Below are 22,181 nucleotides of genomic sequence, written 5' to 3'. Positions count from 1 at the left end.
GTCAGCGCCCCTCGTTTCTCGCCGCTCGCTCCGCGACGTCGACGCCGTGCACCTCGAACCGGGCGCCGCCCAGCTCGGGGTCGTCCGTGACCCGCACGTCCCAGCCGTGAGCGGTCGCCACCTGCTCGACGATCCGGAGGCCGAACCCAGTCCCCTCCCGCGAGGTCGAGTAGCCGACGTCGAACACGTCCTCCCGGTCGTCGGGCGGGATTCCGGGCCCGTTGTCTGCGACGAAGAACCCGTCGCCGTCGGTCAGGCCGCCCACCGTGACGGCGACGCGATCGCCGCCGTGCTCGACGCTGTTGCGCATCAGGTTCTCGATCAGCTGTTGCAGCCGGCTCTCGTCGGCGTGCAGCGTCAGGTCGGTCTCGACGGCGAGCGTCGCGTCCGCGGTGTCGACGTTCAGCCAGCAGGACTCGACGACCGCCGCGAAGTCAACGAGCTCCGTGTCGCTCACGCGCTCCCCCTCGCGGGCGAGAGTGAGCAGGTCGCTGATCAGTCCGTCCATCCGTTCATGGGCGCCGGCCGCGGCGTCCAGGTGCGGCGAGTCGCAGTCGTCTCGAGCCAGCTCTACCCGGCCCTGCGCCACGTTGAGCGGGTTTCGGAGGTCGTGGGAGACCACGCTTGCGAACTCCTCCAGCCGGTCGTTCTGCCGTTCTAGCTCCGCGCTCCGCCGGTGGAGCCGCTCGGTACGGGCCTCCGACTGGAACGCCGTCTCCGCGGCGGTCGCGAGGATCTTCGCGAGGAACACGTCGGTCCCGTCGAAGACGCCGGGGTCGGTTTCGCCGATCGATACCGTCCCGTACTCGCCCGCCGGGAGGATCATCAGGCTCCGGAGCCCCGTCCCGTTGTCGACGGCGTCGAGAGTCTCGATGTCGTCGTACACCCGGACCTCGTTCGCCTCGTAGGCCGCCCAGTTGAGGCTCCCGCCGTCGGGCGTGAACACCTCGCGCTCGGGGAGCGTCGCCTCGACGGCCTCCGACACGGCGACCGGGACCAGCCCGCCGGCGTCCTCGTCGTGGATCCGGACGGTCGTCACGGAGAAGCCGAGCACTTCGGCCGCGGCGTCGACGACGCGCTCGGCGATCGCCTCTCGAGAATCCGCGCGGATCAGGTTCCGCGTCGCGTCGTGAAGCCGCTCCAAGCGCGTCTCGCGGTCGACGCGGTCGAGGGCGGCCTCCAGGTGGTTCGCCAGGATCACGGCGATGAGGACGTCCGTGTCGGTGAACGCGTTCGCCGCCGACGCGGAGATGACGAACAGCCCGTGCCCCTCGATCGGGTGGAGCACGAGACTCTCCGCTGGCGTCTCCTCGTCGAGGCGGTCAGACTCGGAGAGCTCGTCGATCGCGAGCGGCTCGTCGCCGCGGTACGCCTCCCACGCGAGGGCCGCGCGCGACCCCGGCGGCCCGCCTCGGTCGTACGACGGCTGCTCGTCGAAGAACATGGGGACCGACTCCGCGAGCGCGATCGGCTCCAGCGCATCTCCGGCGTCGTTCTCTAGGTGGATCCCGCTCAGCTCCGCGCCGATGATCGCCGACGCGGCGTCCACCGCCAGCTGCGTCGTCTCCTCGACCGTGCGGGTGTAGTTGAGGTCCCGCGTCCACTCGCGGAGACGGGCCAGCTTCTCCTCGCGCCCCTTCCGGTCGGAGACGTCCCGCGTGTTGATCACGTACCCGTCGATCCCGCTGTCGTCGAGCCTGTTGCTGCCGACAGACTCCACCCACAGGTAGTCGCCGTCGGCGCGCTCCAGCCGGTGCTCTATCGTCGGATTCTCCGCGTCGCCGGCGATCGACTCCCTGAACCCTTCGAGGACGCGTTGGCGGTCGTCCGGGTGCACGTACTCGAACGCGTCCTCACCGAGGAGGTCCGCCGGCTCGTAGCCGAGGAGCGACTCGACGGACGGGCTCGCGTACTGGAACATCCCGTCCGCGTCGAGCGCCGAGACGATGTCGTTGGAGCGCTCGAGGAACGCGCGATGCCGCTCGCGCTCGGTCACGTCTCGGATGATCCCGACGAACCGGCGCTCACCGTCTTCCTCGAACTCGCCGAAGGAGATCGACAGCGGCACCTCGTGGCCCTCGCGGTGCTGGCCCGGGAACTCGACGGCCGACCAGTCCATCTTCGGGTCACCGCCGGAGACGTACCGTTCGACCCCAGCGGTGTGATCCGCGGCCTTCCGGTCCGGCATCAGCTTCGTCAGCGGTTCTCCCTCCAGCTCGCTCGGCGCGTAGCCGAACAGCCGTTCGACGGCGGGGTTCGCGAACCGGATCTCGCTGTCGGCGTCGATGGTGACGATCGCGTCCATCGAGTTGTCGGTGATCGCGCGCAGGTGCGTCCGGGTCCGTTCGGCCTCGCGCTCGGCGCGGCGCTTCATGACGGCGTCGGTGATCCGGTTCGCGAGGATCTCGTACTGTTCGGTGCCGCCGCCCTTCTGGAGGTAGTCCGTCACCCCGGCGGAGATCGCCTCGCTGGCGACCGTCTCCGACCCCTTTCCGGTGTACAGGACGAAGGGGAGGTCGGGATCGCGCTCCCGGACGCGCTCTAAGAACTCGATCCCGTTCGGCCCGGGCATGTCGTGGTCGGAGACGACGCAGTCGATCTCGCCCTCGCCGAGCCGCTCCATCCCGACCGTCGCGTTCGGGGCGGCCTCGACGGTGATCCGCTCGTCCTCGCGTTCGAGGAACGACCCCGTCACCTCCGCGAGGTCGGCGTCGTCGTCGACGAGGAGGACGCGGATCCGGTCGGTCATTGATCCCGACTACAGGTGACGGGCGTATAACCATTTGGTCGGTCAGCGGAAACATCGTCCGCCCTAGGGCGGGCGGATCCGCGGCTCCTACTCGCCGTCGACCGGCCGGAACGCGACCAGCGGCTCCCCGTCCGTCGCTCGCTCCTCGACGCCGGCCGTCACCGACAGTCCGACCTCGACCGCGTCGCCCTCGGGGTCGACGCCGCGCACGACCCCCGTCGCTCGGACCGGCCCGAGGTCGACGACCGCGGTGACGTACGGGGCGTCGTCCGCGAACCGCGGCGAGGGGACGTGGACGACGCTGAACGTCTCGACGCGCCCGGTCTCCGCGAGCGGTGCCCGGGAGAGCGCGTCCGACCCGCAGTCCGGACAGATCCGCCGCGGCGGGAGCGACCCGTGGCCGTCGGGGCAGACGAGCGCGTACCCCTCGCCCGCCGCGAGCGCGTCGAGCCAGTCGCCGTAATCGGCGTCGGTGACCGGCGTCGGCGCGGGGACGGTCCCGCCGGCGTCGCCGCCGTCGCTCCCCGCGTCGCCGTCCTCGCCCGCGCCGTCGTCGCTCATTCCGCCACCTCCAGCACGTGGACGACCGCGCTGGCGACGGTCCCGCCCGCGTTGTGCGCGACGCCGACCTCGGCGTCGGGGACGTGTTCGCTGTTCGGGTGGTCTCCCCGCAGCAGCCGCGTCAGTTCGGCGATCTGGGACCCGCCGGTCGCCCCGACCGGGTGCCCCTTCGCCTTCAGGCCGCCGGAGAGGTTCACCGGGAGGCCGCCGTCGGCGGTCGTGATCCCCTCGCGGGCCGCGGAAATCCCCTCGCCGGCCTCGAAGAGCCCGAGCGACTCCGTGGCGAGCACCTCGGCGATAGTGAAGCAGTCGTGGACCTCGGCGACGTCGACGTCTTCGGGACCCACGCCCGCGGTCGCGTAGGCGGCGTCGGCGGCGTCGTCGGCGGCCGGCGTCCGAGCGAGGTGTTCGCGGTCGCCGAGCGCCATCCGGTCGGTCCCCTGGCCGGTGCCCGTCACGGCGACGGGGGCGTCCACGTCGTGTTCCGCGGCGTACTCCGCGGAGACGAGCACCAGCGCGCTCGCCCCGTCGGTGATCGGGCAGGCGTCGTAGAGGTGGAGCGGCTCGGCGACCGGCGGGGCGTCCATCGCCTCGTCGACCGACACCTCTCGGCGGTACTGCGCGTACTCGTTCGGGAGCGCGTTCGCGTGGTTCTTCGAGGCGACGTGGGCCAAGTCCCGTCGCTCCCCGCCGTACGCCTCGAAGTAGGCGGTCGCCATCAGGGCGTACGCGCCGGGGAACGTGACGCCCGACCGGACCTCGAAGAGGTCGTCGACGGCCATCGCGAGCCCCTCCGTCACCTCGGCGGTCGGCAGGTTCGTCATGCGCTCCATCCCCCCGGCGAGGACCACGTCGGCGTCGCCCGCGGCGACGGTCCGGACGGCCTCGCGGACGGCGACGCCCGCGGAGGCGCACGCCGACTCGTACCGGGTCGCGGGACAGCGCACGCCGGCGGCCTCGGCCATCAGCGGCGCCTGGTGGCCCTGGTGCTCGGCGAGCGCCCCCATGAAGTTCCCGTAGTTCAGTTCCTCGACGTCCTCTCGCGGGACGCCGGCGTCCTCGAACGCGCGCTCCGCGGCCGTCGCGAAGAGGTCGCGTCCCGCGCGGTCCGCGTGGCTCCCGAAGCGCGTGAGCCCGACTCCGGCGACGCGTGCGTCGGTCATACCTGAACGATAATCGGGGTCCGGTTTATCGCTGCCGGAAGGCGCGGTCGCTCTGTATAAAAAGCCGGTCGGACCGCGTCCTACCCGATGTACCGCAGGTCGTCGTCGGGCACCGCGGGACCGTCCTGCATCTCGCGGATCTTCCCGACCACCTCCTCCATCTCCTCGGCGCGGTCCTCTAAGCTCTCGTAGTCGACCGAGAAGTCGAGGACCGCCTCGAGTGTCTCGAGCACCGCGCGGGCGCTCTTGGGGTCGACGAGGTAGCCGCTCGTCTCGCCCATGAGGCAGGCGGCGTCGAAGCCCCGGCGGCCGCCGAGCCCGAGCACGAGCCCGGAGACGCCGACGATCCCGCCGGCCGGCTCGTCGGGCTGGAACTCGACGCCGGCGTCCTCCAACCCCTCGACGAGGTCGGCGTCGGAGACCGCGCCGAGCACGGTGTACTCCTCGACGAGCTCGCCGGTCGGCACGCCGCCGAGCGCGTACGCCCGCGTCGCGCCGAACTCCTCGGCGACGTCGAGGAACGTCGTCGTGAGCGTGTAGTGCCCCTTGTTCGAGCCGGCCTGGTGGTCGCCGGTCAACACGAGCAGGTCGGCGCCGTCGGTCTCGACGGCGTGGAACTCGGCGCAGGTCAGCTCCGCGACCCCGTTGCCGTCGACGCTCACCTGCGGCGGGAACTCCGTGGTGTACACGCGGCGGACCAGCTCCCCGTCGAACTCCTCTAACAGGTGTTCCGCCGCCAGCTTCCCCACGTGGCCGACGCCCGGAAGCCCCTCGATGAGCACCGGGTCGTCGAGCTCCGGCGTCGCTACCTCGTCGATCTCGATGTCGTCCATACCGGACTAGTCGGGGCGGCGGTCACAAGAGGGTGGCTATTCCGGCGGCGCGAGAGCCGGACGGCCGTCCGACGGCCTACTCCGAGTTCCGCCGCCGCGCCCGCCGCCGGTACTCGCCGTAGGGGTCCTCCGGGCTGAACGGCGCGGGCGCGCTGTTGGCGGTCGGGCCGTCGCAGTCGGGACAGCGGTCGCCGAGCGTGTACACCGGGCGATCGTGGGTCGTCTCCCAGTTCGCGCAGACGCGGATGTCGGATTTCACGGGTGGAAAAGCGGGGACTACCGCCGGGTTACTCGTCGTCCTCGCGGCGCTCGCGGTGGAAGTCGCCGGCGCCGCCGCGTCCCTCGATCTCCTCGCGGGCGCGGGCCGCGGCCGCTTCCAACTGGTCCTCGGCCGTCTTGTAGTCGGGCGCGCGGACCTTGATACGGTACTCGGGCGAGCCGACGTAGCCGACCTCCAAGTCGACGCCGTCCGGGACCTCGCCGTTGCCCTCGGCTGCCTCCAGCGCGGCCTTCACGTCGTCGACGCCGTCGGGGGCCGTTGACTCGAGGTCCACGTAGCCGGTCACCTCGACGTACGGCACCGAGACGTTGTCGCGGGCCGCCTCGACGATCGCCTCGCGGGCGTCGTCGTCGACGTCGACGCCTTCGAGCGCCTCGTCGCCGCTGATGGCCGCCGCCTCGAAGGCGTCGTACAGCGAGTCGTACTCGGCGAGGAGCGCGTTGGCGACCGCGGTGTAGCGGTCGTCGTCGACGTCCTCGCCCAGCGCGATCAGCATCCAGTTGTCGGCCTTCTGCGAGTTCTTCCAGGCCTGTATCTTGTCCTTCCGCTGGTGTTCGTTGACGTCTTTGATCGACAGGTCGATCTGGTTCGCGGACTCGTCGACCTCGAGCACCTTCGCGACGACCGTCTGTCCCTCGCGGACGTGGTCGCGGACGTTCTTGATCCAACCGGAGGCGACCTCGCTGATGTGACAGAGGCCGCGCTTGTCCTCGTACTCGTCGAGGTCGACGAACACGCCGAAGTCGGCGATCTCGTCGACGTCGCCGACCACCAGCTCGCCGGGTTCGGGCCAGCCGCTGTACTTCATACGGGGTGGGTGAGGCGGTTACCGCGCCTCAACGGTTTCGACGATCTCGCCGTGGAGCTCCGCCTCCCCGCCGGTCGGGGTCGCGAGCGTCGTGCCGCAGACCGCGCACGACACCACGGAGGAGGCCTTGCCGAAGACGACCTGTTCGTTCTCGCAGTCGCCGCAGGCGACGCGGTGGAAGCTTCCCGCCATGCTTACTCCTGGAACGTGAGCCGGCCGGCGCGCCATCCCTCACGCATGTGGGCCTTGCCGCAGTCGCCGCAGCGGTACTTCAGGTGGGTCTTCTTGGTCGGCTTGTCGCCACCGGGCACCTTCGAGTACCCGCCGGCGTTGCCGATCGTCGCGAGCGCGCGGCGCCGCTGGCGCGCGTCTCGCTTCATTCCGGTCGCCCGACCCGATCGAACCTTCTCCACTTCGTGCTCGTGGTGCGAGTCACAGTGTGGACAGTACGTGTTGAAACGACGTGGCATCTCCATGGATATCGACCTTGAGTCGCGGTTCGTCGCCGACGCTTAAAACGGGTTTGGTCTGTCTCCCGGCCGGCGATCATCGGTTCCTCACGCCTCCCACTCCGCGACGGCCCGCACCGGCGACCCGTCCCCGCCGCGCAGCCGGAGCGGGAACGCGTACAGCCGGAACCGCGCCGGGAGCCCCTCGAGCCCGCACAGGTTCTCGACGATCGGGAGGCTCTCTTTTAAGAGGACGTCGTGAGCGGGCGTGCCGTCGGGCTCGTCGCTCGCGGGCGCGACGTTCGTCCTCGCCGCGGTCGGCGTCGGATCCGGCCCGAACGCGTCGACGCCGACGCCGACGCCCCGGTCTCGGCACCGCGCCGCGGCCGCCTCGGTCAGGTACGGGTGGTCGCGGTACCGGTCGCTCCCCCAGTGGGCGGCCCAACCGGTCCGCAGGACGAGGAGGTCGACTCCGAGATCGACCGCGTCCCCTCCGTCCCCGAGGAACCTCGCCTCGTTCTCGAGCGCATCGGCCGTGATCGCCTCCCGCGCCCTCAGCGGCCGGAGGTCGACGAGGCGGGCGTCGAACGCGAACCGACCCGGGTCGACCTCCTCGACGGTCGCTCCCTCCGAGAGCGTGTGGCGCGGCGCGTCGAGGTGGGTCCCGGCGTGGGTGCCGGTCCGGAGCTCGCTCGTCGCGTAGCCGTCGGCCTCGTGGGTCGCGTCGGGCGCGAGCGTCACCTCGGGGTCGCCGGGGTAGGTCGGCATCCCCGTCTCGATCGGTCGCGAGAGGTCGCGGAACACGGGTCGGGGTGGGACGCGGCGACGCTTAAAAGGGCGGGCGAACGGGCGCCCGGCCCCGGCGGCACCGTCCGTCGACCGCGGGCTTCGTTTCTCGATCGCGCCGACGCCGTTGTCCGGCCGGTGGCGCCGTTCTCCGACCGCCGGCGCCTCCCCCGACTTCCGCGGCCAGAACGTATTTCCTCCGGCCGCCGTTCGGTGCGTCCATGTCGAAACTGCCGCTCGACGCCTACTACGACCTGACGCAGACCGGCGAGGTCGCCGTCTCTCCCTCCGGTGACCGCGTCGCCTTCACCGCCACCGAGTACGACCAGCGCGAGGACGAGGCCGTGGCCTCGCTGTTCGTCGTCCCGACCGACGGCTCCCGCGAGCCGCACCGCCTGACGAGCGCGTCCGGCGCCTCCGCTCCGGCGTGGGGCCCCGAGGGCGACCGCCTCGCGTTCGTGGCCGCCCGCGACCGCGACGCCGAGCGGCGCGTCGGCTGGCGGGACCGGGAGGAGGAGAGCGACGGAGACGAGGCCGAAACGGCGGACGACGAGAACGGCGCGTCCGGCGACGACGCGTCCGGCGAGGACGACGAGGCGGGCGACGACGAGGGCGAGGGCGCGCCCGGCGACGACGAGCCCAAGCCGCAGGTGTGGCTGTTCGACCTCGCGCTCGGCGGCGACGCGCGGCAGGTCACGGAGCGCGTCGAGGGCGTCGCCGACTTCGACTGGTCGCCGTCGGGCGACCGGCTAGCGATCGAGTCGCGCGACCCGACCGACGAGGAGACCGACTACCTCGACCAAGTGCGCGAGGAGGGCGGGCCGATCGAGACGACCCGCCTCCAGCACAAGCTGAACGGCGTCGGCTGGACCGACGAGGTGACGCCGTACCTGTTCGTCGTCGACCTCGACGATCCCGAGAGCGACCCGCGCCGGCTCGACGACGCGTACGGCGGCGGCGCCTTCCAGGACGTGACCGGGATGGACCCTCACTGGGGCGACGACGGCCGGATCGCGTTCACCTCCTGCCGGCTCGACCGCCCCGACGACACCACGGTCCGCGACGTCTACGCGGTGTCGCCCGAGGGCGGCGACGCCGAGCGGCTCACCGGCGGCGACCGCTCTCACGGCGTCCCGACGTGGCGCCCCGGCGCCGGCGAGCTGGTGACGGTCGCGAGCGACCCCGACGACCCCCCCGCGCCGGCCGAGGTGTACCTCGTCGACGGCGACGCGGACGGCGAGGGGGACGCCGAGAGCGTCGCCTCTCTCACCGTCGACCTCGACCGGACGGTCGCCCGCGGCGGCGCGCCGCGCTGGGTCGACGGCGCGATATACGTCCCGATCGCCGACGAGAGCCACACGCGGCTGGTCCGCGTGGAGACCGACGGCTCCGTCGAACGCGTCTTCGCGGCGCAGGGCCGCGACCGCGCGCTGGCCGGCTTCGACGTCTCGGCCGACGGGTCGACGTCGGTGATGATCCTCTCGGACCCGATCGACGGATCCGACCTGTACGCGGTCGACGTCGACGACCTCGATTCGGAGACGGAACCGAACTCGTTCCTGCGGCTCACCGCGGTCAACGAGTCGCTGATCGACGAGTTCGCGATGCCGGAGGCCACGCGCGTCGGGTGGGAGTCGGACGGCTGGACGCTCGACGGCGTCGTGTATCACGACCCCGAGATCGAGCCGACCGGGGGCGACCACCCGCTCGTGGTCGCGATCCACGGCGGACCGATGTCGTACGACGAGCCCGTGTTCAGCTTCGCGCACGCCGCGCTGACCAGCCGGGGGTACCTCGTGTTCCGACCGAACTACCGCGGGGGCACCTCCCGCGGCCGGGAGTTCACCGCGGAGCTGACCGGCGCCTGGGGAACCGCCGAGGTCGACGACATCGCTGCGGGCGTCGCGTCGCTCGCGGACCGGGGCTGGGTCGACCCCGACCGCGTGTTCGGTCACGGCTTCTCGTACGGCGGGATCGCGCAGGGGTTCCTCGTCACCCGAGAGCCCGACCTCTTCGCCGCCGCCGCGCCGGAGCACGGCATCTACGACCTCCGGTCGGCGTTCGGCACCGACGACACCCATACGTGGTTCGAGGCCGAGTACGGGCTCCCGTGGGAGAACCCGGAGGCGTACGACGCGTCGACCGCGATCCTCGACGCCGGGAGCATCGAGACGCCGCTGCTCGTGATGGCCGGCGGCGAGGACTGGCGGTGCCCGCCCTCCCAGTCCGAGCAGCTGTACGTCGCGGCCCGGAAGCAGGGGGTCGACGCCGAGCTGGTCGTCTACCCGGACGAGCACCACAACATCGGCGACCCGGACCGGGCGATCCACCGGCTGGAGAAGATCCTCGACTGGTACGAGACGCACGACTCGGCGGCGGACGGCGGCGACTGAACCGCGGTCGGCGTCGCCGCAGAGGGGCCTTCGGGCTCAGTGCTCGACGAACTCCACGAGTACCCCGCCCGTCGACCGCGGATGGAGGAACGCGACCTCGTGGCCCCACGCTCCCGGACGCGGCTCCTCGTCGACGAGGTCGACGCCGAGGTCGCGGGCGCGGTCCAGCGCCCCGCGGAGGTCGTCGGTCGCGAGCGCGACGTGGTGGATCCCCGGCCCCTCCCGGTCGAGGTAGCCGGCGATCGCGTCGCCGTCGTCGGGCTCGAGGAGTTCGAAGTAGCCGCCGTCGAGTTCGAGGAAGACGACGTCCATCCCGTCGAACGTCTCCTCGTGCGCGATCGGCGCGTGGAGCAGGCCCTCGAACAGGTCCGCGAGGTCGGCGGCGTCGCGCGTCGCGACGCCGACGTGATCGAATCGCATACGACTCGGATCCGGCGCCGCCGACTTATAAGAACCGAGCGACGGTCGGGTCCCTCGCTCCGCTCACCGGAATCAAAAGGTTTGGGTAGGCCCCGCGGGAATCGAGGATCGACTCTACCAGTGAGCGACTCACAGACCGACGCGGCGACGGAGCAGATGACGTCGCGGAACATCCTCGGCTCGCTGCTCGAGAGCGCGCTCCACGAGATGAATCGGGAGCGCTCGGGGCTGCTGCTCTCCGGGCTGTCGGCGGGGCTCGACATCGGGTTCGGCCCGCTGATGATGGCGGTGATCCTGACGCTCTCGCCGGGGAGCTTCGGCGACCTCGGGACCGAACTGCTGTTGGCGAGCGTCTACTCCATCGGGTTCATGTTCGTCATCCTCGGCCGCTCGGAGCTGTTCACCGAGCACACGACGCTGGCCGTGATCCCGGTGCTCGATCGGCAGGCGTCGGTCAGGCAGTTGGGCCGGCTCTGGGGGTGGGTGTACGTCGGGAACCTCGCCGGCGGTCTGCTGTTCACCCTGCTCGTGACCCTGTTGATGCCGGAGCTCGGCGTCGTCGATCCCGAGTCGTTCGAGACCATCGCCCTGAAGCTCGTCGACCACGACCTCCCGTGGCTGTTCGTCGGCGGGGTCTTCGCCGGCTGGCTAATGGGCCTGCTGGCGTGGCTCGTGACGGCGGCGCAGGAGACGACCGCCCGAATCCTCCTCGTGCTGATCGTCACCGGGACGATCGGACTGCTTCACCTCCCGCACTCGATCGCGGGCAACGTCGAGGTGCTGTTCGGGCTGATCGTCTCGGACGCGATCTCGCTGTCCGACTACGTCGGGTTCCTCGTGCTGTCGACGGTCGGCAACGCCTTCGGCGGCGCGGTGTTCGTCGCGTTGCTGAAGTACGGTCACGTCGTCCGCGGCGCGGACTGAGGACCGGCGGCGCGGCGGTGGCCGGAGCGGTCGACCGTCGTCGAGATTTATACCGGTGGTCGACGAATCGGCCTCACATGGAGCTCTCCAACACCGAATCGATCGCCGGCAAGGAAGTGATCGAGACGCTCGGGCTCGTCCGCGGGAACACGGTCCGCGCCCGCAACGTCGGCCGCGACATCACGCAGGGCCTCCGCAACCTCGCGGGCGGCGAGCTGAAGGGGTACACCGAGCTGATGACTGACGCCCGGGATCAGGCGCAGGACCGCATGATCGAGGAGGCGGAGGCGCTCGGCGCCGACGGCGTGATCAACGTCCGGTACACGACCTCCTCGATCGCCGACAGCGGCGCGGAGATCCTCGCGTACGGGACCGCGGTGCGGCTTCGGTAGGTCGCCGCCCTACCGCCCCGGCTTGTACTCGCCGAACTCGTCGCGGAACACGTCCGATATCTCCTGGACCGTCGCGTACGCCTTCACGGCGTCGACGACGTGCGGCATCACGTTCTCGGTGCCCCGCGCGGCCTCGCGAAGCGACCCGAGCGCGTCCGCCACCGCGTCGTCGTCGCGGTCGGCCTTCACCTCCTGCAGGCGCTCGCGCTGGTTCTGCTCCTGCTCGGGGTCCACCTCTTCGAGGTCCATCTCCGGCTCCTCGTCGACCGCGTACTCGTTGACCCCGACGATGATCCGCTCTCCCTCCTCGACCTCCCGCTGGCGCTCGAAGGCGACGTCCTGTATCTGCCGCTGGACCCACTGGCTCTCGACCGCCTCTAACATTCCGCCGCGGCGGTCGACCTCGTCGAGGATCTCGAACGCCTCCTCCTCGATCCCGTCGGTGAGGCTCTCCACGTAGTACGACCCGGCCAGCGGGTCGATCGTGTCGGCCGCGCCGGACTCGTGAGCGAGGATCTGCTGGGTGCGCAGCGCGGTGCGGACCGACTTCTCGGTGGGGAGCGCGAGCGCCTCGTCTTTCCCGTTGGTGTGGAGGCTCTGGGTCCCTCCCAACACGGCCGCGAGCGCCTGATACGCGACGCGGACGACGTTGTTCTCGATCTGCTGGGCGGTGAGGGTGGAGCCGCCGGTCTGGGTGTGGAACTTGAGCTGTTTCGACTTGGGGTTCTCCGCGTCGAACCGCTCCTCCATGATCTTCGCCCACATGCGCCGGGCGGCGCGGAACTTCGCGGCCTCCTCGAAGACGTTGTTGTGGGCGTTGAAGAAGAAGGAGAGCTGCGGGGCGAACTCGTCGACGTCGAGGCCGGCGTCGATCGCGGCCTGCACGTACTCGATGCCGTCGCCGAGGGTGAACGCGACCTCCTGGGCCGCGGTCGAGCCCGCCTCGCGGATGTGGTACCCCGAGATGGAGATCGTGTTGAAACTAGGGGTCTCCGCGGCGCAGAAGTCGAAGATGTCCGTGATCAGCCGCATCGACTGCTTCGGCGGGTAGATGTAGAGGTTCCGCGCGATGTACTCCTTCATGATGTCGTTCTGAATGGTGCCCCGGAGCTCCTCGCGCGGGACCCCTTGCTCGTCGCCCATCGCGACGTACATCGCGAGGAGGACGGCCGCGGGGGCGTTGATCGTCATCGACGTCGACACCTCGTCCAAGGGGATCCCGTCGAAGACCGTCTCGAAGTCGTCGAGGGTGTCGATGGCGACGCCCGAGCGCCCCACCTCGCCCTCGGCCATCGCGGCGTCGGAGTCGTACCCCATCTGCGTCGGGAGGTCGAACGCCATCGAGAGCCCGGAGGAGCCCTCGTCGATGAGGTAGTTGAACCGCTCGTTCGTCTCCGCGGCGGTGCCCATCCCCGCGTACTGGCGCATCGTCCAGAGCCGGCCGCGGTGCATCGTCGAGTAGACGCCGCGCGTGTACGGCTCCTCGCCCGGGTTCCCGACGTCCTCGCGGTAATCGTGGTCGGGGACGTCGGCGGGGGTGTACAGCGGGTCGACCTCCTGGCCGCCCGTGTCGGTGGTGAACGTCTCCTTGCGCTCCCCGAACCGGTCGACCGTCTCGCCGTAGGTCCCGGACTCCCACGACTCCTTGGCCTCCCGAATCTCGGCCAGTTCCTCAGGATCGTACATTAGTGAACCAGTCGTCCGAACGCGACTTAACCCTTTTCGGGAATGGCGTAACGCCGACAGTTCGACGACGGCGACGGGGCGAGGGAGAACCCCTCCGCCTGCGACCGGGGCGGACCGCCGGCGACGACGCGACCGGCGGGGTCAGACGGGTCGGCCTCCGGTACTCAGACCCCGAAGGTGGCTCGGAGCATGTCCCGCGTCCCGGGTCCGAGCCCGACGGCCAGCACGGTGATGAGCAGCATCAGCGTGTAGCGCGGCGACTCCTCGAACATCTCGCCGTTGAACACCCAGACGACGAACGTCGCGGCCGCGAGCTTGACGAGGAGGAACGGCCACGCGTCGCCGGTGACGGCGAGGACCGAGTCCGGGAGGAGCCGCCCGGTCCAGTTCACGATCAGCGCGTTGACGACGTGTTTCGGCACGAGGTTCGCGGTCCCGGTCAGCGCCGGCATCCAGTTGAGCCCGATCACGTTGGCGACGCCGTCGATCGCGTGGCCCCAGATGATGACGATCCCCGCGGCCCCCGTCCCCTGCCGGACCGTCGGTTCGTACGCGGTCGCGAGCTTCCAGGTGGCCGCCGTCGAGATGGTCGCGAGGAGCAGCGTGAGCGCGAGCACCTGCGGGTAGAACTCGACGTAGTCGGTCGCGGCGGCGAGGTACGAGAGGTAGCCGAGCGAGGCCGCGAGCGCGAGCGTCCCCATCGCGAACAGCGGTCGGGCGTAGTCGTCGACGACCCCGCGGTCCGCCAGCGCGTACGCCGCGATGACGCAGGCGAGGGTGACGCCGAACGCGGTGAAGTAGATGAACGGGCTGATCAGCACCGCGCTCGCGGGGAAGGGGATCAGCGGCTCCGTGCCGGCGCGGACCGCGGCGACCCCCGAGTCCTCGACGGTGCGGAGCGCGCCGCCGAGCAGCATGAACGGGAACAGCGCGTAGAAGAACCGCAGCTCGTCGCCGATATCCAACCGGCGGAGCAGGAAGACGACGCCGATCAGCATCCCGAGCAGAACGACCACGTAGCTCACCGTCGAGACGGTGGTGTACCCCGGGAACGCGACGACTTCCCCAGCGTCGACGGCGGCCTGACACGCGCCCGAGCCCCCGAGCAACTCCGTGCCGCCAGCGTCCCGGACGGCGCACTGCGCCCCCTGCCCGTCGGCGACGACCGGTCCCCAGAAGTACCGCCAGACGAACCGATCGTACACGGCTCGCGGGAAGACGACCGATCCGACCGCGAGCAGGAGCGCGACCCCGCCGACGACCGCCGCCCACGCCCGCTCCGGAGACTGCCTGATCCGTCCGGCGACCGGTGTGCTCATGACTCCCGTTCGGAGTGTTCCCGAGTTGAGCGTTCCGGTCCCGGCTCGACTCGTCGTCGTCCGCGACGGGTCCCGGCGGGCGCGACGCGGCGCGGCGTCCCGCTCAGATCGGCGGGCCGTCGGCCTCGAAGTCGGTGCCGAGGATGATCATGGTCTGCGACCGCGAGAACCCGTCCATCTCCGCTATCTCGTCGAACATCAGATCGCGGAGGCTGTCGGTGTCGGCGGCGACGACGCGCAAGATGACGTCCCACTTGCCGGTCGTCAGGTGGATCTCGCTGACGCCGTCGATGTCGCGGAGCCGGTCGAGCGCGTCCTCCTCGCGTCCCTGCTCGATGCGGAGTCCGACGAACGCGCTGACGCCGTAACCGACGGCCTTGGGGTCGACCTCCGCGTGGTACCCCTCGATGACGCCGGCCTCCTCCATCCGCCCCACTCGGTCGTGGACGGTCGCGCTCGACATGTCGATCCGCCGCGCGATCTCCGAGAACGGCGTCCGAGCGTCCTCTTGGAGGATCCTGAGGATGGCGCGGTCCGTCTCGTCGAGTTCCATGGCCGGGCCTACGTCGGGAGCGGACTTTTCAGTTCCGGCGTTTCGGCGTCGCTACGGGTTGTATTCTCAACACCTCCGGCCACTCGCCGGGCGGCCGATCTCCGCCCGAGGCGATTCGTCTGAGTACGTCTCGGGCGGGATTCCGTCCGATTACGCCTCGGCCGGAGTCTCGAACGACCCCTCTCGGATGGCCGCTTCCGCCGCCGCGAGCGCCTCGTCGGCGTCGAACGCGTCGACGATCTCCCGCAGCTCCTCGTGAGACGCGTCCGCGAGGTCTCGCGCGTGCGACGCGACGTTCGGCACCGCCCGGATCAGGTTGTCGACGATCGGAACGTCCGCGGTCCGCGGCGACCGGCTCCCGGGATTCAGGTCGACCACGATCTCCGTCTTCCCCATCGCGTCGAGCGCCGCCGCGCGGTCGCCGTCCTCCAGCGGGACGACCACGACGTCCGCCGCCTCGATCCCGTCGGCGTCGACGACGCCGCGAGCGTGCGACAGCCCGGGGATCTCCCCGTCGCCGGCCATGCCCTTGACCCGGTCGGCGCCGTGCTCGCGGAGGTGGTCGGCGATGCGCCGGACGCGCTCGTCGGTGTGGTTGAAGAGGTTCACCTCCAGGTCGGCGTCGACCGCCTCGGCGAGCGCGACCGTCTCCGCGGGGGCGAGGGCCGCGACGTTGCCGTTCACCGAGATCACCGGACGGTCGGCCGCCAGCAGGGTCGCCGCGGCGGCGCGCGCGGCGCGGTCGGCGCTCGGGAGGGTCCGCTCGCCGAGGAGGTAGTCGAAGGCCTCCGCGCGTCCCTGGGCGATGAGTCCCTGCTTCGATGTGATCCCCTTCTTCACCCCCTCCTCGATCCGGTGGCGCGTCACGAGCGAGGCGTACCGCGGGTGGTCCTCCGGGACCTCCGTCTCCGTCATACCGGAGCGAGGCGGCGCGCCGATTAAAGTGGACCGTTCGCGGCCACCGTGTGGCTCCGGTACCCGTACGCACAAACGTTAACATGGGTTACTTCGTAGCGCCACACGGGATGGATCGCACTGGCAAGTACACGATCGTGGACGCGTGCAACGACCACGGGGCGATCACGCTCCGTGAATACCCCCGGAACGGGACGCTGTACGTCGTCGAGTACGACGATCCCGACGTGGAGGCCGAGCTGTCGTCGCTCGACGCCGGCACGGTCGTCGAGCTCGACCTGCGGCGCGCTGGTCGCCGGGGCAACGCGTGGTGCGCGGAGTCCGCGCGGCCGGTCGATCCGGCGTAACGCGGCGGATCGATGCGGCTTCGCGCGCGGTCGGTCCGTCCGCTTCGACGTCCCCGCTTTTTCCCCGCTCAGGCCACCCCGATACGCTCGCGGTACGTCCCGTACTCCGCCTCGAACACCGCCATGATCTCGCCCATCGTCGCGTACGCCTTCACCGCCGCGACGATCGCGGGCATCACGTTCTCGCCGGCGTCGACCGCGTCGCGGAGGTCGTCCAAGGCGGCGTCGACCGCGTCGTCGTCGCGCTCCGCCTTCACCGACTCGAGCCGGTCGAGCTGGCGCTCCCGGGTCGTCTCGTCGACCCGGAGCAGGTCCGGCTCCGTGTCCTCTTCGACCTGATAGGCGTTGACGCCGACGACGGTCTCCTCGCCCTCGTCGACCCGCTCTTGGTACTCGTAGGAGGCCTGCTGGATCTCGCGGTGGAAGTACCCCTGCTCGATCCCGGCGAGCACCCCGTCGCGGACCGACCCGTCGCCCATCTCTCGGATCTCTTCGATATACGCGGTCGCCTCCGCCTCCACCTCGTCCGTGAGCGCCTCCACCGCGAAGGAGCCGCCCAGCGGGTCGACGATGTCGGCCGCGCCCGACTCCTCCGCGATGATCTGCTGGGTGCGGAGCGCGACCCGCACGGCCCGCTCGGAGGGGAGCGCCAGCGCCTCGTCGAAGGAGTTGGTGTGGAGGCTCTGGGTTCCCCCCAAGACGCCCGCCAGCGCCTGTAGCGTGACGCGGACGACGTTGTTCAGGGGTTGCTGGGCCGTCAGCGACTGGCCCGCGGTCTGGGTGTGGAACTTCAACTGCTTCGAGGCGTCGGCCTCGGCGCCGTACCACTCGTCCATGATCCGCGCGTAGATCCGACGGGCGGCGCGGAACTTCGCGACCTCCTCGAAGATCGAGTTGTGCGAATTGAAAAAGAAGGAGAGCTGCGGGGCGAACGCGTCGACGTCGAGCCCGCGGTCGAGACACGCCTCGACGTACGCGAACCCGTCGGCGAGGGTGAAGGCGAGCTCCTGGACCGCGGTCGAGCCCGCCTCGCGGATGTGGTACCCCGACACCGAGATCGGTTTGAACGAAGGGGTCTCGTCGACGGCGAACTCGATCGTGTCCGTCACCAGGTCGAGGGAGGGCTCCGGCGGGATCACCCACTCCTTCTGCGCGATGAACTCCTTCAGCATGTCGTTCTGGAGGGTGCCCCGAAGCTCCTCGCGCGGGACCCCTTGCTGGTCCGCGATCGCGACGTACATCGCGTAGATCACCGGCGCGCTGGGATTGATGGTGAAGGAGGTGGACACCTCGCCGACGTCGATCCCGTCGAAGAGGACCTCCATGTCTCGGAGCGTGTCGACGGCGACGCCCTCCTTGCCGACCTCGCCGAGCGACATCGGGTCGTCGGAGTCGAGCCCCATCAGCGACGGCATGTCGAAGGCGGTCGAGAGCCCGGTCTGGCCCTCGTCGATGAGGTAGCGGAAGCGCTCGTTCGTCTCCTCGGCGGTGCCGAACCCCGCGAACTGCCGCATCGTCCACGTCCGGCCGCGGTGCATCGTCGGGTAGACGCCCCGGGTGTACGGCTCCTCGCCGGGGAAGCCGAGGTCCTCGCCGTAGTCGAGGTCGGCCACGTCCGCGGGGGTGTACAGCCGGTCGACCTCGTGGTTCGACACCGTCGCGAACCGCTCGTTCCGCTCGCCGTGCCGGTCGAGGGTCGGGTCGAGCGTCTCCGCCTCCCACGACTCCTTGGCCTCGCGGATTTCGGAGAGCTCCTCGTCGTCGTACATGCCGCCCGCTACCCGCCGGACTCATATAAATATTCATTACAATTTGCCGCGCGGCCGGCCGGATTCGCCGGCGGTCCGAATCGCCACCGACCGTTATGAGGGCTCGGAGTCAATCCCCACCCATGACCGACCCATCGGAGTCCCCGACGCCGCCCGAAGGATTACCGCCGAAGCTCGTCAAGCAGCTGAAAAACTGCACACCGGAGGAGCTCCGTAAGGCGATCGTCCACGCGCAGGAGCTGCTGCACTACCACGAGGAGACGGAGCTCCCGGTCGACGCGGAGGCCGGCGAGGACATCCTGCGCGTCACCGAACACGAGGGATACACCGAAGTCGTGAAACAGTACTCCTGTCAGGAGGGCTGTGACGACTGTCCGCACGGGCCGTACCTCTACCACGTCACCGAAGAGACCCTTCCGAACGGAACTCACGAGACCCACTGGTCGTTCATCGGTCGCGTGAACGCCGATGGGGAGTGACCCCGACCGCGCTGTGGGTTCGATCGCCGTCCGGCGGTGACCGTCGGCGTCGAGCCGGTCACGGGTTCAGCCCCCAGATACCGGCTCGGAGGAACACGAGCACCGGAATGATCTCCAGGCGGCCGATCCACATGTGGAAGAGGAACATCGCCTCCGCCGCCGGCGACATCGACGGGCCGGTGATCCCGGACGAGAGCCCGACGTTCCCCTGTGCGCTCGCGACCTCGAACAGCGCGTCGGCGTAGCCGAACTCCGAGCCGGCGACGTTGACCAGCACGAGGCTCCCGACGACGAGCGCGACGACCCACAGCAGCGTGACGATGGCGGCCTCGCTGAACTCCCGCTCCATCGTCTCGCGGTCCAGCGTGCGGTCGCCGATGCGCGCGGTGACGACGGCGTTGCCCGGGAGGAACACGCGGGAGAACTGCCAGATGATTCCGCGAGCGGCCGTGTACGCACGAATGATCTTGATCCCGCCGACCGTGGACCCGGCGGCGCCGCCGAGCACCATCGCGACGACGACCAACACCTTCGCGCCCGCGACCCAGCTCCCGATCGGCGCCGACTGGAAGCCGGTGGCGGTCAGCGCGCTGATCCACTGGAACGCCGAGTCCCGGACCGCGTCGAGCCCCGCGCCGTCGAGGAGCGGAACCGGGAACGAGAGGAACGACTCCGTCGCGAACGCGCCGGCGGCGACCGGAACGGACGCGGCGTTCTGTATCGCGAGCACGGCGACGCCGGCCCCGAGCAGCGCGAACAGCCACCTGGTCTGGAGGTCTGCGACCAGTTCGCGTACGCTCCGGTCCCTGAGCACGACGTAGTGGACCGGGAACGCGATCGCGCCGAGGACCATGATCGGCAACAGCACGACCTCGACCAGGGGGGAGCCGTACGTCGCGATCGAGTTGTCGGTGACGGAGAACCCGCCCGTCGTCAGGCCGGTCATGGCGTGGTTGAGCGCCTGCCAGGCGATTTCGCCGAGCGAGAGCGACTCGGCGTAGTCGCTCTCGCTCGCTCGGATCGCGACGAACAGCATCGCGAACGCCAGCAGGGTGTAGCCGACCACGAGCTTCCAGACCGTCCGGACCGTCGAGACGACGCTCGGGTGGATCTTCTGCTCCCGGGCCTCGCTCCTGTAGAGCGCGTAGCTCCCGCTTCCCGGACGCGAGAGGATGGAGACGGTGAGGACGATGACGCCGACGCCGCCGACCCACTGGATGAACGACCGCCACCACTGCACTGCCCGCGGCAATGACGGCTCGTGGACGGCCATCGTCAGCCCGCTCCCGGTCCAGCCGCTCATGCTCTCGAAGAGGGCATGCAGGGGGTCGCGGAAGTAGGCGAGACTGGAGACCGTCGTGGTCCCTCCGACGGCGATCGGCTCCCACGAGGCCGTGTCCGCGGCGGCGGGGACGAACGCGTCCATGACGGCGGACGGCGTCAGCCACGCCGTGAGGAACAGCGGGAGCGCCCCGAAGACGGCGACCATGAGCCACCCGCCGGCGGCGATCACCATGCCGTGTTTCATCTTCGGGTCTGGGGCGTCGGCGAACCGCCGATTCGCGAGCCCGCCGACGAGGGCCGTCGCGCCGCCCGCGACGAGGAAGCCGAGGGCGGCGTGAAACTCCCGGAACGCGAGGGCGACGACAACGGTGACCGTCATCAGCCCGGCCTCCATCAGGAGGAGCGAGCCGACGTCGCGGGCGATGACTCCCAGGTCGGTCGGGAGCCGGCCGCCGTTCCGCTCGGACATCTCAGTCGTGGTCCTCCTGGTGGCCGAACACGTCCGTCACCTCTGGCGTCGCGCCCTCTCCCGAGTACACCGTGAGCAGGTCGCCGGCCTCGATACGCGTGTTGCCCCGGGGGGTTATGGGCGTCCCCTCCCCGTCGCGCTCGACGGCGATGATGAGGGTCTCGCCGCCGATGAGATCCGCCTCGTCGGCCTCGCGCAGCGTCTTCCCGGCGATCGGCGCGTCCGGACCGACGGTGATCTCGAACACCTCCGCCTCCTCGCCGATGTGCATGAAGTCGACGACCGACGGTCGGCTCACCGCTCGGTAGAGGTACTCCGCGATCAGACTCTGCGGGTTCTGCATCGTGTTGATGCCGATCTGTTCGAACACGTTCATGTGCTCGGGGTTGTGGACGACCGAGACGATGTTCGGCACCGACAGCTCTTGCGCCAGCAGACAGACCATGATGTTCGTCGCGTCCTGATCCGTCGTCGAAATGAGCGCGTCCGCGCGATCGGCCCCGGCGTCGAGCAGCGTCTCCTTCGAAGTCGCGTCGTCGTTGATGACGAGGCAGTCGTACCCCCGGGACGCCCGCTCCGCCCGTTCCTCGTCGCGCTCGATCACGACGACCTCGTTGCCGCTCTCGGTCGCGAGCTTGACGAGCGGCGTCCCGATATCGCCCGCGCCCACGACGATCAGATACATGTGTCAGCGGTTCAGGAGCGACCACCGAAAGCCTACCGCAATCCGCCGAGAGGCGCGGGACCCCGCCCTCAGCGCCCGCCGAACAGCCGCTCCCACAGCGACCGCGAGGACGGCCGCTCCGCGAGCAGCACCGGGGTGTCGAGCGTCTCTATCGTCTCGAACGCCAGCGACCCGCGGACGATCCGCGAGAGCAGTCCGCGCTCGGTCGCACCGACGATAACGAGGTCGTACTCCTCGCCGACGCGACCGATCGTCTCCTCGACGCCGCCCGTCTCGACGCGCAGTTCCGCGTCGCCGAGGCCGTGGCCCGCCGCCCAGTCGGTGAGGAATTCCCGGCCGGCCGCCTCGTCTCCCGGGTCGACGACGTACAGCAGCGAGACGTCCACGTCGATCTCGTCTCGGAGCGCCCTCGCGACCTCGGCGGAGAGGTCGGAGGAGGGACCGCCGGCGGTCGGCACGAGCACCCTCGAGAGGTCCAGCCGTTCCCCGTCCAAGACGAGGAAGTCGCACGGGAGGTCGTGGGTGAGTTCTTCCAGCGAGCCCTCGGCGCGCCCACCCGCGAACCGCGTCCCGCCGTAGCCCATCACGACGGTGTCGGCGTCGTTCGTCCGCGCGGCGTCGAACACCTCCTCGATCCCGCGGTGCGAGAGGATCGTCTTCGTCTCGATCGGCACGTCGAACGCCTCGGCGTCCGCGGCCGCGGCGGCCAACAGCTCCTCGGACGAGTCGTCGAGCCCGGTCCGGTTCTCGGCCGCCTTCTCCAGCGACGTCTGGTCCGGAACGGTGACGATGTGCGTCGCGAGCACGCGACCGCCCTCGTGGCTCGCGATCGCGCCGGCCAGCGTGACGAGCGCGCTCTCCGTGCGCGGGTTCGACACGGCGACCATCACCGTCGGCCCGTCCTTTCCGGACCCGTT

Annotated in this window: 22 protein-coding genes and 1 pseudogene; 5 read left to right on the top strand and 18 right to left on the bottom strand. The window is 70.3% G+C overall.

Annotated elements, in window-relative coordinates; all coding sequences use genetic code 11:
• Position 1: 1 nt before the first annotated feature.
• From DJ82_RS09235 to DJ82_RS09195, 9 genes are all read right to left on the bottom strand, one after another.
• Positions 2–2,749, bottom strand: a complete 2,748-nt coding sequence (locus DJ82_RS09235; protein ID WP_094581642.1) for a PAS domain S-box protein — start codon at positions 2,747–2,749, stop codon at positions 2–4.
• A gap of 87 nt (positions 2,750–2,836) precedes the next feature.
• A complete protein-coding gene (locus DJ82_RS09230; RefSeq protein WP_094581641.1) occupies positions 2,837–3,310 on the bottom strand; it encodes a Zn-ribbon domain-containing OB-fold protein in 474 nt (157 codons plus the stop codon).
• The gene (locus tag DJ82_RS09225; protein WP_094581640.1) at positions 3,307–4,473 is read right to left on the bottom strand and encodes a thiolase domain-containing protein; all 1,167 of its coding nucleotides are present in this window, start codon (positions 4,471–4,473) and stop codon (positions 3,307–3,309) included. Before DJ82_RS09225 ends, DJ82_RS09230 begins: the two co-directional genes overlap by 4 nt.
• A gap of 80 nt (positions 4,474–4,553) precedes the next feature.
• The gene (locus DJ82_RS09220) at positions 4,554–5,306 is read right to left on the bottom strand and encodes a proteasome assembly chaperone family protein (RefSeq protein WP_094581639.1); all 753 of its coding nucleotides are present in this window, start codon (positions 5,304–5,306) and stop codon (positions 4,554–4,556) included.
• 76 nt (positions 5,307–5,382) lie between these two features.
• The gene (locus DJ82_RS09215) at positions 5,383–5,565 is read right to left on the bottom strand and encodes an RNA-protein complex protein Nop10 (protein ID WP_094581638.1); all 183 of its coding nucleotides are present in this window, start codon (positions 5,563–5,565) and stop codon (positions 5,383–5,385) included.
• Positions 5,566–5,593: 28 nt separating this feature from the next.
• Positions 5,594–6,394: a translation initiation factor IF-2 subunit alpha gene (locus tag DJ82_RS09210; protein WP_094581637.1), complete on the bottom strand. Its 801-nt coding sequence runs from the start codon at positions 6,392–6,394 to the stop codon at positions 5,594–5,596.
• 18 nt (positions 6,395–6,412) lie between these two features.
• A complete protein-coding gene (locus DJ82_RS09205; protein ID WP_008004084.1) occupies positions 6,413–6,586 on the bottom strand; it encodes a 30S ribosomal protein S27e in 174 nt (57 codons plus the stop codon).
• Between the two features lie 2 nt (positions 6,587–6,588).
• Positions 6,589–6,870 (bottom strand): 50S ribosomal protein L44e, encoded by a 282-nt coding sequence (locus DJ82_RS09200; protein WP_004595867.1) that lies wholly within the window; start codon positions 6,868–6,870, stop codon positions 6,589–6,591.
• A gap of 81 nt (positions 6,871–6,951) precedes the next feature.
• A complete protein-coding gene (locus DJ82_RS09195; RefSeq protein WP_094581636.1) occupies positions 6,952–7,647 on the bottom strand; it encodes a cyclase family protein in 696 nt (231 codons plus the stop codon).
• A gap of 203 nt (positions 7,648–7,850) precedes the next feature.
• On the opposite strand from DJ82_RS09195, the gene DJ82_RS09190 reads away from it, so the two are divergent.
• Positions 7,851–10,022: a S9 family peptidase gene (locus tag DJ82_RS09190; RefSeq protein WP_094581635.1), complete on the top strand. Its 2,172-nt coding sequence runs from the start codon at positions 7,851–7,853 to the stop codon at positions 10,020–10,022.
• A gap of 36 nt (positions 10,023–10,058) precedes the next feature.
• Here the strand turns inward: DJ82_RS09190 and mce are convergent, their stop codons facing one another.
• On the bottom strand, positions 10,059–10,442 hold the full coding sequence (gene mce, locus DJ82_RS09185) for a methylmalonyl-CoA epimerase (RefSeq protein WP_094581634.1): 384 nt from the start codon (positions 10,440–10,442) through the stop codon (positions 10,059–10,061).
• 120 nt (positions 10,443–10,562) lie between these two features.
• On the opposite strand from mce, the gene DJ82_RS09180 reads away from it, so the two are divergent.
• The gene (locus DJ82_RS09180) at positions 10,563–11,366 is read left to right on the top strand and encodes a formate/nitrite transporter family protein (protein WP_094523017.1); all 804 of its coding nucleotides are present in this window, start codon (positions 10,563–10,565) and stop codon (positions 11,364–11,366) included.
• Between the two features lie 77 nt (positions 11,367–11,443).
• The gene (locus DJ82_RS09175; RefSeq protein ID WP_094527725.1) at positions 11,444–11,758 is read left to right on the top strand and encodes a YbjQ family protein; all 315 of its coding nucleotides are present in this window, start codon (positions 11,444–11,446) and stop codon (positions 11,756–11,758) included.
• Positions 11,759–11,767: 9 nt separating this feature from the next.
• Here DJ82_RS09175 and DJ82_RS09170 read toward each other — a convergent pair whose 3' ends face one another.
• The 4 genes from DJ82_RS09170 to DJ82_RS09155 form a co-directional block, all read right to left on the bottom strand.
• Positions 11,768–13,444 carry a methylmalonyl-CoA mutase gene (locus DJ82_RS09170; protein WP_094523021.1) on the bottom strand — a complete coding sequence of 559 codons (1,677 nt, stop codon included), beginning with the start codon at positions 13,442–13,444 and terminating at the stop codon, positions 11,768–11,770.
• 164 nt (positions 13,445–13,608) lie between these two features.
• A complete protein-coding gene (locus tag DJ82_RS09165) occupies positions 13,609–14,763 on the bottom strand; it encodes a DUF63 family protein (protein ID WP_094581633.1) in 1,155 nt (384 codons plus the stop codon).
• Between the two features lie 103 nt (positions 14,764–14,866).
• On the bottom strand, positions 14,867–15,316 hold the full coding sequence (locus DJ82_RS09160; protein ID WP_094523025.1) for an Lrp/AsnC family transcriptional regulator: 450 nt from the start codon (positions 15,314–15,316) through the stop codon (positions 14,867–14,869).
• Positions 15,317–15,466: 150 nt separating this feature from the next.
• On the bottom strand, positions 15,467–16,231 hold the full coding sequence (locus tag DJ82_RS09155; protein ID WP_094581632.1) for a phosphopantothenate/pantothenate synthetase: 765 nt from the start codon (positions 16,229–16,231) through the stop codon (positions 15,467–15,469).
• A gap of 110 nt (positions 16,232–16,341) precedes the next feature.
• Here DJ82_RS09155 and DJ82_RS09150 point away from each other — a divergent pair, with 110 nt between their 5' ends.
• The gene (locus tag DJ82_RS09150; protein ID WP_094523029.1) at positions 16,342–16,578 is read left to right on the top strand and encodes a hypothetical protein; all 237 of its coding nucleotides are present in this window, start codon (positions 16,342–16,344) and stop codon (positions 16,576–16,578) included.
• Between the two features lie 68 nt (positions 16,579–16,646).
• Here the strand turns inward: DJ82_RS09150 and DJ82_RS09145 are convergent, their stop codons facing one another.
• Positions 16,647–18,347, bottom strand: coding sequence for a methylmalonyl-CoA mutase (locus DJ82_RS09145; protein ID WP_094557278.1), 1,701 nt, complete (start codon positions 18,345–18,347; stop codon positions 16,647–16,649).
• Between the two features lie 122 nt (positions 18,348–18,469).
• On the opposite strand from DJ82_RS09145, the gene DJ82_RS09140 reads away from it, so the two are divergent.
• The gene (locus DJ82_RS09140) at positions 18,470–18,826 is read left to right on the top strand and encodes a hypothetical protein (protein WP_094523033.1); all 357 of its coding nucleotides are present in this window, start codon (positions 18,470–18,472) and stop codon (positions 18,824–18,826) included.
• Between the two features lie 58 nt (positions 18,827–18,884).
• On the opposite strand, the gene DJ82_RS09135 is transcribed toward DJ82_RS09140, so the two are convergent.
• From DJ82_RS09135 to DJ82_RS09125, 3 genes and pseudogenes are all read right to left on the bottom strand, one after another.
• Positions 18,885–20,579 (bottom strand): potassium transporter TrkG, encoded by a 1,695-nt coding sequence (locus tag DJ82_RS09135; RefSeq protein WP_094523035.1) that lies wholly within the window; start codon positions 20,577–20,579, stop codon positions 18,885–18,887.
• 1 nt (position 20,580) lies between these two features.
• A complete protein-coding gene (locus DJ82_RS09130; RefSeq protein WP_094523037.1) occupies positions 20,581–21,264 on the bottom strand; it encodes a TrkA family potassium uptake protein in 684 nt (227 codons plus the stop codon).
• A gap of 68 nt (positions 21,265–21,332) precedes the next feature.
• Positions 21,333–22,172, bottom strand: a pseudogene (locus DJ82_RS09125) (universal stress protein); the annotation flags it as partial.
• Between the last annotated feature and the right edge of the window lie 9 nt (positions 22,173–22,181).

The sequence above is a fragment of the Halorubrum sp. Ib24 genome, assembly GCF_002252745.1.
In the GTDB taxonomy this organism is placed as follows: domain Archaea; phylum Halobacteriota; class Halobacteria; order Halobacteriales; family Haloferacaceae; genus Halorubrum.
The sequence above is the reverse complement of the archived record's forward strand: the minus strand, read 5'-3'. Positions and strand labels throughout refer to the sequence as shown.

Coding starts and splice junctions, on each gene's coding strand:
- DJ82_RS09210 (WP_094581637.1), bottom strand. CDS start 6,394: ATGAAGTACAGCGGCTGGCCCGAACCCGGCGAGCTGGTGGTCGGCGAC.
- DJ82_RS09200 (WP_004595867.1), bottom strand. CDS start 6,870: ATGGAGATGCCACGTCGTTTCAACACGTACTGTCCACACTGTGACTCG.
- DJ82_RS09160 (WP_094523025.1), bottom strand. CDS start 15,316: ATGGAACTCGACGAGACGGACCGCGCCATCCTCAGGATCCTCCAAGAG.
- DJ82_RS09225 (WP_094581640.1), bottom strand. CDS start 4,473: ATGACCGACGCACGCGTCGCCGGAGTCGGGCTCACGCGCTTCGGGAGC.
- DJ82_RS09140 (WP_094523033.1), top strand. CDS start 18,470: ATGACCGACCCATCGGAGTCCCCGACGCCGCCCGAAGGATTACCGCCG.
- DJ82_RS09220 (WP_094581639.1), bottom strand. CDS start 5,306: ATGGACGACATCGAGATCGACGAGGTAGCGACGCCGGAGCTCGACGAC.
- DJ82_RS09170 (WP_094523021.1), bottom strand. CDS start 13,444: ATGTACGATCCTGAGGAACTGGCCGAGATTCGGGAGGCCAAGGAGTCG.
- DJ82_RS09130 (WP_094523037.1), bottom strand. CDS start 21,264: ATGTATCTGATCGTCGTGGGCGCGGGCGATATCGGGACGCCGCTCGTC.
- DJ82_RS09155 (WP_094581632.1), bottom strand. CDS start 16,231: ATGACGGAGACGGAGGTCCCGGAGGACCACCCGCGGTACGCCTCGCTC.
- mce (WP_094581634.1), bottom strand. CDS start 10,442: ATGCGATTCGATCACGTCGGCGTCGCGACGCGCGACGCCGCCGACCTC.
- DJ82_RS09165 (WP_094581633.1), bottom strand. CDS start 14,763: ATGAGCACACCGGTCGCCGGACGGATCAGGCAGTCTCCGGAGCGGGCG.
- DJ82_RS09205 (WP_008004084.1), bottom strand. CDS start 6,586: ATGGCGGGAAGCTTCCACCGCGTCGCCTGCGGCGACTGCGAGAACGAA.
- DJ82_RS09230 (WP_094581641.1), bottom strand. CDS start 3,310: ATGAGCGACGACGGCGCGGGCGAGGACGGCGACGCGGGGAGCGACGGC.
- DJ82_RS09235 (WP_094581642.1), bottom strand. CDS start 2,749: ATGACCGACCGGATCCGCGTCCTCCTCGTCGACGACGACGCCGACCTC.
- DJ82_RS09175 (WP_094527725.1), top strand. CDS start 11,444: ATGGAGCTCTCCAACACCGAATCGATCGCCGGCAAGGAAGTGATCGAG.
- DJ82_RS09190 (WP_094581635.1), top strand. CDS start 7,851: ATGTCGAAACTGCCGCTCGACGCCTACTACGACCTGACGCAGACCGGC.
- DJ82_RS09135 (WP_094523035.1), bottom strand. CDS start 20,579: ATGTCCGAGCGGAACGGCGGCCGGCTCCCGACCGACCTGGGAGTCATC.
- DJ82_RS09145 (WP_094557278.1), bottom strand. CDS start 18,347: ATGTACGACGACGAGGAGCTCTCCGAAATCCGCGAGGCCAAGGAGTCG.
- DJ82_RS09150 (WP_094523029.1), top strand. CDS start 16,342: ATGGATCGCACTGGCAAGTACACGATCGTGGACGCGTGCAACGACCAC.